This is a genomic window from Mesorhizobium sp. M1273 (assembly GCF_040318195.1).
Lineage (GTDB): Bacteria > Pseudomonadota > Alphaproteobacteria > Rhizobiales > Rhizobiaceae > Mesorhizobium.
Genome location: NZ_JAMYLV010000067.1, coordinates 1 through 13,706, shown reverse-complemented (window position 1 = coordinate 13,706; position 13,706 = coordinate 1). Strand labels below are relative to the sequence as shown.

General features: G+C 64.7%; 13 protein-coding genes. 8 read left to right on the top strand and 5 right to left on the bottom strand.

The window, feature by feature from the left end:
- The first annotated feature begins 92 nt into the window (after positions 1-92).
- Positions 93-395, top strand: a complete 303-nt coding sequence (locus NKH30_RS32555) for a hypothetical protein (RefSeq protein ID WP_352686960.1) — start codon at positions 93-95, stop codon at positions 393-395.
- A gap of 211 nt (positions 396-606) precedes the next feature.
- Here NKH30_RS32555 and NKH30_RS32550 read toward each other — a convergent pair whose 3' ends face one another.
- From NKH30_RS32550 to NKH30_RS32535, 4 genes are all read right to left on the bottom strand, one after another.
- Entirely contained in the window at positions 607-1,623 is a 1,017-nt protein-coding gene (locus NKH30_RS32550) for an ABC transporter permease (RefSeq protein WP_352998095.1), read from the bottom strand.
- Positions 1,620-3,194, bottom strand: a complete 1,575-nt coding sequence (locus NKH30_RS32545) for a sugar ABC transporter ATP-binding protein (RefSeq protein ID WP_352998093.1) — start codon at positions 3,192-3,194, stop codon at positions 1,620-1,622. The genes NKH30_RS32550 and NKH30_RS32545 overlap by 4 nt, the downstream gene beginning before the upstream one ends.
- Positions 3,195-3,430: 236 nt before the next feature.
- A complete protein-coding gene (locus NKH30_RS32540; RefSeq protein ID WP_352998098.1) occupies positions 3,431-4,381 on the bottom strand; it encodes a substrate-binding domain-containing protein in 951 nt (316 codons plus the stop codon).
- Between the two features lie 230 nt (positions 4,382-4,611).
- Entirely contained in the window at positions 4,612-5,619 is a 1,008-nt protein-coding gene (locus NKH30_RS32535) for an aldo/keto reductase (RefSeq protein ID WP_352457298.1), read from the bottom strand.
- 183 nt (positions 5,620-5,802) lie between these two features.
- Between NKH30_RS32535 and NKH30_RS32530 the strand changes: the two genes are divergently transcribed.
- From NKH30_RS32530 to NKH30_RS32505, 6 genes are all read left to right on the top strand, one after another.
- Complete coding sequence (locus NKH30_RS32530) at positions 5,803-6,027, top strand: hypothetical protein (protein ID WP_023675682.1); 225 nt, start codon at positions 5,803-5,805, stop codon at positions 6,025-6,027.
- 87 nt (positions 6,028-6,114) lie between these two features.
- Positions 6,115-8,607 carry a DNA ligase D gene (gene ligD, locus NKH30_RS32525; protein WP_352998091.1) on the top strand — a complete coding sequence of 831 codons (2,493 nt, stop codon included), beginning with the start codon at positions 6,115-6,117 and terminating at the stop codon, positions 8,605-8,607.
- 220 nt (positions 8,608-8,827) lie between these two features.
- Positions 8,828-9,739 carry a non-homologous end joining protein Ku gene (gene ku / locus NKH30_RS32520; RefSeq protein WP_352998089.1) on the top strand — a complete coding sequence of 304 codons (912 nt, stop codon included), beginning with the start codon at positions 8,828-8,830 and terminating at the stop codon, positions 9,737-9,739.
- A 59-nt stretch (positions 9,740-9,798) separates the two neighbouring features.
- Positions 9,799-10,830 carry a tetratricopeptide repeat protein gene (locus NKH30_RS32515; RefSeq protein ID WP_352998096.1) on the top strand — a complete coding sequence of 344 codons (1,032 nt, stop codon included), beginning with the start codon at positions 9,799-9,801 and terminating at the stop codon, positions 10,828-10,830.
- 182 nt (positions 10,831-11,012) lie between these two features.
- Positions 11,013-11,657, top strand: coding sequence for an alpha/beta hydrolase family protein (locus tag NKH30_RS32510; RefSeq protein WP_352998087.1), 645 nt, complete (start codon positions 11,013-11,015; stop codon positions 11,655-11,657).
- A 9-nt stretch (positions 11,658-11,666) separates the two neighbouring features.
- Positions 11,667-12,437, top strand: a complete 771-nt coding sequence (locus tag NKH30_RS32505; protein WP_352998085.1) for an exodeoxyribonuclease III — start codon at positions 11,667-11,669, stop codon at positions 12,435-12,437.
- A 39-nt stretch (positions 12,438-12,476) separates the two neighbouring features.
- On the opposite strand, the gene NKH30_RS32500 is transcribed toward NKH30_RS32505, so the two are convergent.
- Positions 12,477-12,941, bottom strand: coding sequence for a GFA family protein (locus NKH30_RS32500; RefSeq protein ID WP_352927675.1), 465 nt, complete (start codon positions 12,939-12,941; stop codon positions 12,477-12,479).
- 153 nt (positions 12,942-13,094) lie between these two features.
- On the opposite strand from NKH30_RS32500, the gene NKH30_RS32495 reads away from it, so the two are divergent.
- Positions 13,095-13,649, top strand: a complete 555-nt coding sequence (locus tag NKH30_RS32495) for a hypothetical protein (protein ID WP_352998083.1) — start codon at positions 13,095-13,097, stop codon at positions 13,647-13,649.
- The last annotated feature ends 57 nt before the right edge of the window (positions 13,650-13,706 follow it).

Below are 13,706 nucleotides of genomic sequence, written 5' to 3'. Positions count from 1 at the left end.
GATCACCTCATGAACGTGAACACAACGCCCGGCCCAGGGATGCCATGGATAAAGAAACTTGCGTTCCTCGGTCCCGTGGGCGTTCTCTCGTCGTGTTGTACAATGCAGAGCGCCCGCACGAGGCGATCGACGGCGCCGTGCCGCTCGACCGCTACCGGTCTTCCCCGCGCGACTTCAGGGAGACCCAGCAGCCCTTCGACTATGCGCCCGGCGACCATATCCGCAAGATCCAGCAGAAGGGCGCGACCTCGCTGTTCGGCCGCCACTTCAAGATCTGCAATGCCTTCGCCGGGCGCGCCGTCGCCTTCCGTGCGACCGACAAGGACGGCGTCTTCAACGTCTTCTTCCGCCATCAGAAAATCCAAACCATCGACCTCAACCTCGTCGAGAGATAGCATGGAGCACTGTTCGCGATGTCCTCGCACACCTGTTCGCGATGTCTCCGGTCCAAACAGGGGGGAGATTGGCAGCTTCGCCGAAAATTCTCCCTTCTTTAGAGATTGGCGAAAGCTGGAGCGACGTCCAATCTCCCCCCTTGAGGGGGAGATGTCCGGCAGGACAGAGGGGGGTGCTGGCCCGCCGACCTGGATAGGCATGGCACCTGTATCACCGCCTTACCCGCGATTTCAGCCAGCGGTCGAAGGCCACGGCGAGGATGAGGATCAGGCCGATGACGATGCTTTGCGTGTAAGACGAGACGTTATTGAACTGCAGCCCGTTCTGCAGCACGCCGATCAGCCCTGCACCCACCACCGTGCCGCCGACGCTGCCGATGCCGCCGAACAGCGAGGTGCCGCCGATGACGACCGCCGAGATCACCGTCAGCTCGTAGCCGATGCCGGCCACGGCTTCGGAGGAGTTGAGCCGCGCCGACAAAACGAAGGCGGCAAGGCCGGCGAAGAAGCCGACGATGATGTAGACCGAGATCAGGATGCGGTCGACACGCAGGCCGGAGAGCCGTGCCGCCTCGGCATTGCCGCCGACGGCATAGACCGCGCGGCCGTAACGTGTGTAGCGCAGCACGATATGGCAAAGGATCGCGGCAATCGCGAAGATGATCGCCGGCACCGGAACCGGGCCGATCAGGCCGGTACCGAACCAGCGCATCGAGGCGTCGAAGCCGGAGATCGGGCCGCCATTGGAAATCGTCAAGGTCAGGCCGCGAAACACGGTGAGGCCGCCAAGCGTGACGACGAAGGGCGGCACCTTCAGCCTGGTGATGGCAAAGCCCTGGACGCCGCCGGCCGCGGCGCCGACGACGACGGCGGCGAGAAGGGCGGCGAACCAGCCATAGCCTTGCGTGCCCGACGTCGACAGCGACAGCGTGTTGGCGGTGCCGCCCTTGGCCACCACCGCCGCGACCATGCCGCAGAAGGCGAGCAGCGAGCCGACCGACAGGTCGATGCCGGCGGTGAGGATGACGAAGGTCATGCCGAGCGCGATCAGGCCGGTGATCGAGATCTGGCGCATGATGTTGAACAGGTTGATCGGGTCGATGAAGCTCGGCTTCAGCACGGTGAAGACGACGATCAGCAACGCCAGGAACATCAGCGGGCCGAAGCTCATCAGCAGGCGCGCAATATTGACGCCGCCGCGCTGGCTCCGTTCGGTCGTGCTGGTCATTGCGTTGCTTCCTGCTTCTGGTCGAGCGCCATCAGTTCCATCAGTTTCTCCTCGGTCGCCTCAATACCGGGCATCTCGCCTGTAATGCGCCCGCGTCGCATGGTGACGATCCTGTCCGACACCGCAAGCACTTCGGGCAGCTCGGACGAGATCATCATGATGGCGATGCCGCGCGCCGCGAGCTCCACCAGGATCTGGTGCACTTCCGCCTTGGCGCCGACATCGACGCCGCGCGTCGGTTCATCGACGATCAGCACCTTGGGATCGCGTGCCAGCCAGCGGGCAAGGATGACCTTCTGCTGGTTGCCACCGGACAGTCCCTCGATCGCCTGCTCGGGCGAGGCCATGCGGATCGACAGCGTCTTCCTATAGTTCGCCAACGCCTCGCGCTCTCGCCGCTCGGCCATGAAGCCGACATTGGAGTAGCGGTCGAGCGCGGCGATCGAGAAATTGGTGAGGATGGCGAGTGCTGCGAAGATTGCCTGGTGCTTGCGGTCTTCCGGAACCAGCCCGATGCCGAGCTCGATGGCGTCGGCGGGTGAGGCGGGCGCGATCGGCTTGCCGTCGAGCATGATGGTGCCGGCTGCAATGCGGTCGGCGCCGAAGATGGCGCGGGCGAGCTCGGTGCGGCCGGAGCCGACGAGCCCGGCGACGCCGAGGATTTCGCCCGCCTTGAGGTCGAGATCGATGCCTTCGAGCACGATGGCGTGCGGCGCCTGCGGATCGCGCACCGTGCGCAGGCCGCGCACCGAGAGCCGGACGTCGCCGGCGACGTCGCGCTGCGTCGGCCTGGCATAGAGCTCGGAAGCGGCGCGGCCGACCATCTTCTCGATGATCTTCGGCAGTTTGATCGGCCCGCCTTCGCGGTCGAGATGGCCGGCCAGCCTGCCGTCGCGCAGCACCGTCATGCGGTCGCAGATCGCCGAGGCCTCCTCCAGCCGGTGGGTGACGAACATGATGGCGACGCCATCCTTGCGCAGCCGGTCCATGATCGACATCAGCCTGTGCACTTCGGTTTCGGTCAGCGCCGAGGTCGGCTCGTCCATGATGATCAAGCGGCTCTTCAGCGATAGCGCGCGGGCGATCTCGACCAGCTGCTGCTCGGCCACCGACAGCGCCGACACCGGCGTCGCCGGGTCGAGGTCGAGGCCGACGCGAGCGATGATCGCGCGCGAATCTTCCTCCATCTTCCGCCAACTGACCAGCCCGAACCGGCCGAGCGGTGCGCGGCCGATGAAGATATTCTCCGCCACGGTCAGCGTCGGGATCAGGCTCAGTTCCTGGTAGATTGTGACGATGCCGTGGCGCTTGGCATCCTGCGGATTGTGCGGGCTGAATTCGACCCCATCGAAGACGATGCGGCCGCTGGACGGCGGCATCACGCCGGACAGGATCTTGAGCAGCGTCGATTTGCCGGCTCCGTTCTCGCCGAGCAGGCCGAGGATCTCGCCGGGGCGGACTTCGAGCGAAACGTCGGTCAGCGCGGTGACGCCGGCAAAGCGCTTGGTCACGCCCTCGACGGTGAGCAGGGCGGGAGAGGGCGAAGGCGCAGTGGTTTCGGCTGCGGGCAAAGGTTGCTCCCAATTTTGCGATTGATGGCGGGACAGCGCCCCCCTCTGTCCTGCCGGACATCTCCCCCACGAGGGGGGAGATTGGATGTCACCTTGGCTTTCGCCAATCTCGTGCGTTGCAAAAAAGGCGCTATCGGCGAAGCTGCCGATCTCCCCCAAGTGGGGGAGATGCCCGGCAGGGCAGAGGGGGGCGCGACAGAATGCTACTTTTGCCGCTGCGCGCCCTTTGTGCAACCTTACTTCGTCTCGCCCAGCCTCTCCGCCTTGTCGAGATTGTCCTTGCCGATGACGATCGGCGTCAAAAGCACCAGCTTTTCCTTCGGCTCGGTCTTGTCCCTGGCGTAGGCGACCGCGATCTGCACCGCAGTGCGCGATTGTTCGCCGGGGAATTGCTCGACCGTTCCGGCCAGCTTGCCGTCGCGCACGGCGACCAGCGCTTCGGGAAGCGCGTCGAAGCCGTAGATCTTGACGTCGGTGAAGTTGCGCGCCGCGCAGGCTTCAACCGCGCCAAGCGCCATGTCGTCATTGGCGCAGATGATCGCGTCGGGCTTGCCGTTGGCGGCAAGGCCGGCCTCGGTGACGGACAGCGCCTCGGCGCGGGCGAAGTTGGCGGTCTGCTCGAAGATGATCTGGTACTTGTCCTTCATGGGATCGAGGACGTTGTGCACGCCCTTGTTACGGTCGATCGCCGGGCCGGCGCCGGGCTGGCCCTGCAAATGGAAGATCTTGGCGCCGTTCGGGAATGCCGCCACCATGGCCTGCGCTTCGGCCTCGCCGCCCTTGACGTTATCGGCGCCGACATGGGCGAGGATGCCCTCGACGCCCTCAACGCGGCGATCAATGGTGACGACGGGAACGCCGGCCTTGACCGCTTCCTCGATGGCTGGGGCCAGCGCGTTGACGTCGAGCGGCGAGATGACGATGGCGTCGACCTTCTGCACGAGTGCCGCCTCGATATCGGCGGTCTGCTTGGGCGCCGAGTTCTGGCCGTCGCTCTCGATCAGGTTGACGCCTTGCGCCTGAGCTTCCGCCTTGATCTGGTTCAGCATGTGCACGAAGAACGGAAAGCCGAGGCTCGGCACCGAACCAAGGATGGTCAGCTTGTCCTGGGCAAAAGCCAGTTGCGGAGCGGCCAGCGCCAAAGCGCCCATCGCCGCCGACGACAGCAGGAATTCACGTCTGTTGATCAATTTAGTCTCCTCCCAGATGAGCGCACGACCCCGAAACCGGAATGGGTTTTCCGGAAGGTTCCTTGCGTCGATTCAAAAATGGAGTGTCCTTCGAGCGCCCAACTCATGTTTTGAAGGGACGCAACGGCGCTCCAGCCGGTCCACCGCGACGTTCTCCTCCGCTCGGTGCCTGCCGCCGGATGCTAGCCAAGGCCGGAGCTTTGCGCAAGAACGGGAGCAGGCAAGACCTACCGATCGATCATCACCATGGTGCGCTCGCCGTAGCGCGGCCCGGCGACCTTTCCCGGCGCCAGCGCGTCGTCGAGCACTTGCATCTCGGCTGGGTCCAGCCTGATCGAAGCCGCGGCGACGTTCTCCTCGAGGTATTTTCTGCGCTTGGTGCCGGGGATCGGGACGATGTCGATGCCGAAGTCGCTCCCCTTGTGGAGCAGCCAGGCCAGCGCGATCTGACCTGGCTTGACGGGCTTCGCCGCGGCGATGTCGAGTACCGTGGCCGCCGCCTGCATGTTGGCGTCATAGTTGGCGCCCTGGTAGCGCGGATCGCCGCGCCGGTAATCGCCCTCCGGATAGTCTTCGGCGCGCCTGACATCGCCGGTGAGAAAACCGCGGCCGAGCGGCGAGAACGGCACCAGGCCGATGCCGAGCTCCTTCAGCAGCGTAATGATTTCCGGCTCCAGATTGCGCTCCCACAGCGAATATTCGCTCTGCACGGCCGATACCGGATGCACGGCATGCGCCCGGCGGATATTGGCGGCGCCGGCTTCAGAGAGGCCGAAGAAGCGGACCTTGCCCTGAGCGATCAGCTCGCCGACAGCGCCCGCCACATCCTCGATCGGCACCGCCGGATCGACGCGGTGCTGATAGAGGAGGTCGACGTGGTCGGTGGCGAGCCTCCTCAGCGAACCTTCCAAAGCCTCGCGGATATGTTCGGGCCGGCTGTCGCGCTCGGTGCCGACTTGCTTGCCGTTTTCAATGCGGAAGCCGAATTTCGTCGCGATCGTCACCTCATCGCGCCGGCCCTTCAGCGCGCGGCCGAGCAGTTCCTCGTTGGTGAACGGCCCGTACACTTCCGCGGTGTCGAGGAAGGTGCAGCCGAGTTCGATGGCGCGGTGCAGCGTGGCGGTCGATTCCGCCTCGTCGGCCGGGCCATAGGACTGGCTCATGCCCATGCAGCCGAGACCGATTGCCGAGACTTGCAGCCCCTGGCTGCCGAGTTTGCGCATCGTCAATGTCATGTGAAGCTCTCCGGATCAGCATCGCGTTCCAAGCCGCCAGGGCAATATAGCGCACCGGCTCGGTTTCCACAGAGCGGGAGGCGCCACCGCGCGCGGCTCGCAGCGACCGCCAAATTGACAGCCGACACGCTCTCGGCCATCCTTAAGGCACGCCGCCTTGCGGCTTGTGCGTGAGTAACCAGCATGGCCAGTTCCGTCGCCAGTCAGAAATCCAAGCGCGCCGCGGTGCGGAACGCGCTCGACCGCCACAAGGTGTACATCACTGCGCAGCGTTTTTCGGCCGGCAGCTACAGCGCGCGCGTGCTGGTCGACGGCGAGGCCTATTGGGTCGACGAATTCCGGCTCAGCCAGCTGCAGCAGGGCCTGTCGCCGGCCGAGCTCGAATTGACGCCGGCCACCGACGATTGAGCGGCATGACGCCGACCTGCCGCATGCTGACAAAATGATTCAAGACATGCGCATCAAGCCGTTGTTTTTGCGCAAGAGCATGTGGCCGTGACCGCCCCGCCAAAGCTCAAGGCTTATCGCGCCAAGCGCGAGTTCACGAGGACGCCGGAACCAGCCGGCGGTCTGGTTGCCGGTGAGGGCAATCGTTTCGTTGTCCACAAGCATCACGCCACCGCCGATCACTACGATCTTCGCCTGCAGGTCGGCGACGTGCTGAAGAGCTGGGCGGTGCCGCGCGGCCCGTCGCTCAATCCGGCCGATAAAAGGCTGGCGGTCGAGACCGAGGACCATCCGCTCGAGTATATCGACTTCGAAGGTGTCATTCCCGAAGGCGAATATGGCGGCGGGCCGATGATCGTCTGGGACACCGGCGTCTGGGCGCCGATGGACGATGTCGAGAAGAGCCTGCGCACCGGTTCCTTCAAGTTCCGCCTCGCCGGCGAAAAGCTGAATGGCGGCTGGATGCTGACGCGGCTGAAACCGAAGCCCGGCGAGGATGAGGGCAAGAAGAACTGGCTGCTGTTCAAGGAGCGCGATCTCGCCGCCGACGCCAAGCTCGACATACTGGAAGCCCGGCCGGAAAGCGTCAAATCCGGACGCCGCATCGAGGAACTGGTGGCAACGCCGAAGCCGGCCGCTGCCAGGCCGGTGGTGCTGAAGCCAGGTGCTTTGCCGGGCGCCGTCAAGGCGCCGCCGCCTTCCCGGATCGAGCCGCAGCTGACTACGCAGGTTTCGAAACCGCCGGGCGGCGATGACCCAGCGGCCCGAACGGGCGAAGTTTGGCTGCACGAGATCAAATTCGATGGCTACCGCACCATGGCGCATCTCGCTAACGGCGCAGTCAGGCTGATCACCCGCGCCGGCCTCGACTGGACGAAGCGCTATGGCGACCTGCCGCTTGCATTCGCCAGGCTGCCGTGCCGCGAGGCGATCATCGACGGCGAGGTCGTCGCGCTCGACGCCAAGGGCATCAGCCGCTTTGCCCTTTTGCAAGACGCGCTGGCCGAAGGCGCCGGCAACAAGCTCCACTTCTACGCCTTCGATCTTCTCTATCTCGACGGCTGGGACCTGAGACAAGCGCCGCTCCGCCGGCGCAAGGCGCTGCTTTCGCAATTGCTGTCCGGTCTCGGCGCCAATTCGGCCATCCAGCTCAGCGATCATGTCGAAGGAGACGGCCAGGCACTTTATGACCAGGCATCCGAGATGGGGCTCGAGGGTGTCGTCTCCAAGCGCGCCACGGCAATCTACCAGAGCGGCCGCACCAAGACCTGGACCAAGACCAAGGCGCTTCAGACCGGCGACTTCGTCATTGCCGGCTACACCGTCTCCGATGCGGCAGAGGGGTTGGCCGCACTCGGCCTCGGCGAATTCGAGGACGGCGAATTGCACTATCGCGGCAAGGTCGGCACCGGCTTCGACGCCGCCACCGCCGGCGAGTTGCTGGCGCGGCTGGAGCCGTTGCGCGCCGGGGCGTCCGCGCCGGAAGGCGTTCCGCGCGAAATCATGCGCGAGATGAAATGGGTGCGGCCGCTGCTTTCGGCGCACATCCACTACGCCAACCGGACCACCGACAATGCGCTGCGCCATGCCGTGTTCCGCGGCCTGCGCGACGTCGGCCTGTCGACGCCGGTTTCGGCCACGCGCAAGCGGCTGATCGCCGAGGCCGACCTCGCCACCATCTGGGTGACCAACCCGACGCGACGGCTGTTCGGCAAGACCGGCCCGACCAAGCTCGACATTGCCGTCTATTACGCGCTGGTCGGCGATTTCATGCTGCCGCACATTCTCGGCCGGCCGGTGTCGCTGGTGCGCTGCCCGACCGGCAGGCCGCAGGACTGTTTCTTCCAGCGCCACGCCTTCACCGGCATGCCGTCCTCTGTGGCGACTTTCGAAGCGACCAATTCGGAGGGCGAGACCAAATCCTATCTCTCGGTGGAAGACGCCAAGGGCTATCTGGCGCTGGCGCAGTTCGGTGTCGTCGAGTTCCACACCTGGGGCACCCATCGCACGCGGCTCGACAAGCCGGACTTGATCGTTTTCGACCTCGACCCGGGCGAGGGGATCGCCTGGCGCGAGGTGGTTGAGGCGGCGGTGCACATTAAGGGCGAGCTGGAAGCGCTAGGGCTGGTGCCGTTCGCCAAGACGTCCGGCGGCCACGGCATCCACATATCAGTGCCGGTGACGCAAAAGCAGAACTGGAAGAAATTGCACCAGGCGACCAGCGCCATCTCGACGCATCTTGCCGCCACCGCGCCCGACACTTTCACCACCACCATGGGCAAGGATAACCGCAAGCGGCGCATCTTCATCGATTATCACCGCAATGCGCGCGGCCACACTTCTGCGGCTCCCTATTCGCTGCGCGCCCGCACCAATTTGCCGGCCTCGACGCCGGTGAGCTGGAGCGACCTGGAATCCATCGACGCCCCGCAGGATCTGAATTATTCGTCGCTGCCGGGCCTGCTGGCGACGTCAGGCGATCCCTGGGCCGACATGGAAGATTTCGCCCGGGATTTGCCGGTGATAGGCACCGCGAGATAGTCCCGCGGGCGCGGCCCCAGACTCCATCGACGCTCCGGAAAATTTGAATTATTCTTCGCCACGGATCCCTTGCCTGCAGGCGGCTCTCAGCGGAGGAAGATTTCGCTAGGGATTTGCCGGTATTGTAAGGGCAATGTAGGATTTCGGCAGCCCCGTTCGTCCTCCGGACGAATGAACGCTGCGAACAGTTCGACAGCACAAGGCCGCGTAGGAGTATTTCATGGCGCCCAGGGCAAGTTGGAAAGGTTACCTCAAGCTCAGTCTGGTCAGCTGTCCGGTCCGGCTCTATCCGGCGACCAGCGCCAGCGAGCGCATCAGCTTCAACCAGCTGCACAAGAAGACGCACAACCGCATCAACATGAAGCCGGTCGACCCCGAACTCGGGCTGGTCGAGCGTTCAGACCTGGTCAAGGGCTACGAATACGAGGACAAGCAGTACATCATCATCGAGGACTCCGATCTCGATGCGGTACGCATCGAATCCAATCATACGATGAACATAGAGGCCTTTGTCGACGAGCATTCGGTCGACGTCATCTATCAGGACGCGCCCTATTACCTGGCGCCGGACGGCGCAATGGCCGAGGAGACCTTCGCCGTGCTGCGCGAAGCCATGCGCAAATCCGGCAAGCTGGCGATCGCCCGCCTGGTGCTGTCCAGCCGCGAGCGCGTGGTGACGATCGGCGCGCGCGAGAACGGCATGTTCGTCTGCACCTTGAGGAATCCGAACGAAGTGCGTGCCACGGCTGAGTATTTCGGCAATATCCCGGTCGGAAACCCCGATCCCGAAATGCTGCAATTGGCCGAGGCGCTGATCAAGCAGAAGGAAACCACCTTCGATCCGAAGAATTACGAGGACCGCTACGAGATCGCGCTGATGGCGATGATCCGCGAGAAGCTGAAGGGCCATAAGCCGATCATCGCGGCGGCCCCCGAGCGCGGCAATGTCATCAATCTCATGGATGCGCTGAAGGCGAGCCTGTCCCAATCGGCCAAGCCGCCGGCCAAGTCCAAGAGCAAGGCCGATGAGGCGACGAAACCGGCAGCCAAAGCAAAGTCCGCCAAGGGCGGCGCCAAGGAAAACCCGCTCAAGGCCAATCTGCTGCAGGCCGTCGGTAAGAGCAAAGGGTGACGGCGCCCACTGGCACGATCTTCGGCACTATCGGCGCGCTCGCGGCGTTTCCGCTTCGCATGGCGGCGCGCGAGGTCGCGCGCCGGCAGGGCCAATTGCGGCGCGGAGTCACCAGACGGACCACCCATGTGGTGTTCGGGCGGAAGTTCCTCGCCAAGGCCGATGATGCCGAGATTGAGCGCCGCGTCGTCACCGAGCGCGCGGCCGGGCGCAAGCTGGTCAGCGAGAACGGCTTCCTGTGCCTGCTCGGCCTGATGAAAGCGCCGGAGGCTTCGGCGCTGTCGCGGCAGTCGCTGATCGACCAGTCGCGGCTGACCGGCGAGGATCTCGACCTTTTGTCGCTGTTCGATGCCTTCGAGCATGATTGCGAACCGTATTCCTTTCGCGACCTGATCCTCGCCCGCAAATATGCCGGCCTGGTCGCCGGTGGCGCCTCCTGGGGGGCGATTGCGCGCTCGGTGCACCGGTCGGGCCAGGTCGCCTCGCTCACCGCCAAGTCGCTCGCCGTCGGCTCACAGCATGGGCGGGCCGACGCGATCTATCTCGAGGGCGGCCAGAGCGAACTCGACGGCCAGCTGCTGTTCGATCTGGGAACGCAGGATGACGACACGCTGGAAGAGCTGTTCGCCGATGCCGAGGCGGCGGAAGGGGCTGAAGACCACGACCAGGCGGCGGCGCTCTACCAGCGCTGCCTGGCCATCGACCCAAGCGATGCCATCGCCGCCTTCAACCGCGCCAACTGCCTGCGCGCCGCCGGCCACGCGGCCGAGGCGGCCCACGACTATGCCCGCGCCATAAAGCTCGATCCCGGCTTCGTCGAGGCCTGGTTCAATCTTGCCGGGCTGATGAGCGAAGAGGGGCGGGTAGCCTCGGCGAGACGGCATTTGCTGAAGGCGATCGCACTCGATCCCAATTATGCCGACGCGGTGTTCAACCTTGCGAGGCTGGAGTTCGACGCCGGCAATCTCGCCGAGGCGCGGCGTCGCTGGGTGCGCTATCTCGAGCTCGACGCCAATTCCGAATGGGCGCGCACGGCCGCGCGGGGCATCCAGTTTGTCGATTTGCAGCTGGCGCGGATGTCGGCAGGGTGAGGTAGTAGCGCCTCCTTCTCCCCTTGTGGGAGAAGGTGGATCGGCGCGCAGCGCCGAGACGGTTGAGGGGTGTTGGAAGAAATGAGGCGTCGGCGTTCCCTGGAACACCCCTCATCCGACCGAGCTTCGCTCGGCCACCTTCTCCCACAAGGGGAGAAGGGGTCACCAGCGTTGGAGTCCCCATGACCACCTTCCTCTTCGACGGTCCCGACACCGCCGCCATCACCATCCTGCTCGCCCATGGCGCAGGCGCTCCTATGGACTCGGCCTCGATGACCGCCACGGCAAAAGCGCTAGCCGCAGCCGGCTTCCGCGTCGCGCGCTTTGAATTCCACTACATGGCGGCTCGCCGCTACGGCCACCGCAAGCCGCCGCCGCGCGCCGAGACGGTTAACCCGGAATACGTCAAGGCGATCGCCGACCTCCGGATGAAGGGCGTGAAGGGTCCGCTGATCATCGGCGGCAAGTCGATGGGCGGACGCGTCGCTTCGATGATCGCCGACGAGATGTTTTCGAAGGGCGAGATTTCAGGGCTGCTTTGTCTCGGCTATCCCTTCCATCCGCCTGACAAACCGACGCAGCTTCGGACAAAACACCTGGCCGATCTCAAGACGCCGGCAGTGATCTTCCAGGGCACACGCGACGAGTTCGGGACCAAAGACGAGGTCGCGACCTATGCTTTGTCCGATGCAATCGAGATCTTCTGGCTGGAAGACGGCGACCATGATCTGAAGCCGCGCAAAAACATCTCCGGCTTCTCCACCGCCGATCATCTGAAGACGCTCGCTGATGCGGTGAAGGCGTGGACCGAACGCATCGTGCGCTGAAACAGGCCGATGAAGATCGCCACCTTCAACGTCAACAACATCAACAGCCGGCTGCCGAACCTGCTCGCATGGCTGGCTGCCGCCAAACCCGACATCGCCTGCCTGCAGGAGCTCAAGGCGAGACAGACGCAGTTTCCGCGCACTGCGCTGGCGGCGGCCGGCTACGGCGCAGTTTGGGTCGGGCAGCCGACCTGGAACGGCGTCGCCATCCTTTCGCGTGGCGCAGAACCCGTTCTGACCCGCGAGGCGCTGCCCGGCGACGATAGCGACCAGCAGGCGCGCTACATCGAAGCGGCGGTCAACGGCATCGTCGTCGCCTGCCTCTACGCGCCGAACGGCAATCCGCAGCCCGGCCCGAAATTCCAGTACAAGCTCAACTGGCACGAAAGGCTGGAGGCGCATGCGGCGCAGTTGCTCGACACCGGACTGCCGGTGGTGCTGGCCGGCGACTACAACATCGTGCCCGAGCCGCGCGACATCTACCCGACCCGCTCCTATGACGACAACGCGCTGGTCCAGCCGGAAAGCCGCGCATCGTTCCAGCGGCTGCTCGACCAAGGCTGGCTTGACGCGCTGCGCAAGAAGCACCCGAACGAGACGCTCTACACATTCTGGGACTATCGCCGCAACCGCTGGCCGCGCGATGCCGGCCTGCGCCTCGACCATATCTTACTCAGCAAGAAGCTGTCGCGCCGGCTGGTAGCGGCGGGCATCGACCGCGACGTGCGCGGCGAGACCGGCGCCAGCGATCATGTGCCGGTCTGGGTGGAGTTGAAGTGAGGCACGGAGGCTGGCGCCGCCTTTCCGGGCGGCAACCAGTCAAGTTGGCCGCGCGGCTTCGCGGGCGAACGCCTCGATCAGAGGTGCGTATCCCTCAAGGTCGGGCTGCGTAGCGAAACTGTGGCTAGCGGCGGTCGAAGCCCAGGGCAGCTTTTCCGACGTGAAGACTTCGACGAAAGGCACGTACCATTGGTGCTCGTCCAGCATGGTCGCACGAATGTTGACGAAAAAGTCCAGGCCATGCGGGCGCGTGAACATCCAGTTCTTGCAATGCGGGCAATAGAGCTGCCGGTGCGGGCCGTGCAGGCCGCCGACCACCGGCTCGCCTTGCGTTATGGCAAAACCGTCGCTCGGCACGGCGATGGTCAGGGAATATGCGCTGGCGCTCAGCTTCTGGCAGCCGGTGCAGTGACACGCCATCGTCAGCAAGGGCGGGGCGCTGATGCGAAAGCGTATTCCGGCGCACAGGCAACCGCCGCCCCAAGGTAGCTTCCAATCGTCCATTGCTGGCCTCGCGTTAGCCTCTGCCAGCGATCTAGCGCACGACCGGCCTCCCGGCAAACGCGGCGATGCCTGCGGCTGCTGCCGAAGGGCTGGGGTGGACTTGAGCCATCACCGACAGCCAGGCGCCGAGCGCCATCATTGCAGAGCGGATAGATGAACAGGTTTGCTGACAGGCTGCTTGCAGCCCTCATGATCGTGATCGGCACGGCTTGCTTCATCGAGGCGTATCTGGCGCTGGGCGAGGCGTGCTCGCGAGGTGCCGAACGGCCTCAGTTTCACCGCCGGCAGACCGGCAACCAGCTCGCCATGTTCGACAGCCAGTCCGGCCCGATCTATGCGGTTGCCTTTGCCGCGGGCGGCACGGTGCTGACCGGCGACTACGACCGCAGCATCAGGGACTGGCCGGCTGGCGGCGCCGATAGGATGGTGCTTTTCGCCGGGCGCCGGATTGATTGCGGGATATCCAATTTCGTCGCCGGGGCTTGGACACCCCCACTGTTGCGCTGGGCAACCGCATTTGGATTCTTGCGAAGATGGACCCCCACCCTAACCCTCCCCACAAGGGGGAGGGAATGCTGCCGCGCGCCCTTACTTCGCCTTTGGCGCCGAAAGGCAGGCAATTTGCCGAGGTCAGCGCCAACGGAAGTCTCCCTCCCCCTTGTGGCAGGGGAATCGCATATGGCGATTTTGGGGTTGAGTTTAGGCTGAGAAAGGATTCTTTGGAGAGGCAGTTGAGCGAAGGAGCGACTGCCATTTCCTGCCTTG

What these genes read in the sequence shown, in the direction of transcription:
- NKH30_RS32550 (WP_352998095.1), bottom strand. Translation starts at nt 1,623, where the DNA reads ATGACCAGCACGACCGAACGGAGCCAGCGCGGCGGCGTCAATATTGCG.
- NKH30_RS32535 (WP_352457298.1), bottom strand. Translation starts at nt 5,619, where the DNA reads ATGACATTGACGATGCGCAAACTCGGCAGCCAGGGGCTGCAAGTCTCG.
- NKH30_RS32530 (WP_023675682.1), top strand. Translation starts at nt 5,803, where the DNA reads ATGGCCAGTTCCGTCGCCAGTCAGAAATCCAAGCGCGCCGCGGTGCGG.
- ku (WP_352998089.1), top strand. Translation starts at nt 8,828, where the DNA reads ATGGCGCCCAGGGCAAGTTGGAAAGGTTACCTCAAGCTCAGTCTGGTC.
- NKH30_RS32515 (WP_352998096.1), top strand. Translation starts at nt 9,799, where the DNA reads ATGGCGGCGCGCGAGGTCGCGCGCCGGCAGGGCCAATTGCGGCGCGGA.
- NKH30_RS32510 (WP_352998087.1), top strand. Translation starts at nt 11,013, where the DNA reads ATGACCACCTTCCTCTTCGACGGTCCCGACACCGCCGCCATCACCATC.
- NKH30_RS32505 (WP_352998085.1), top strand. Translation starts at nt 11,667, where the DNA reads ATGAAGATCGCCACCTTCAACGTCAACAACATCAACAGCCGGCTGCCG.
- NKH30_RS32500 (WP_352927675.1), bottom strand. Translation starts at nt 12,941, where the DNA reads ATGGACGATTGGAAGCTACCTTGGGGCGGCGGTTGCCTGTGCGCCGGA.
- NKH30_RS32495 (WP_352998083.1), top strand. Translation starts at nt 13,095, where the DNA reads ATGAACAGGTTTGCTGACAGGCTGCTTGCAGCCCTCATGATCGTGATC.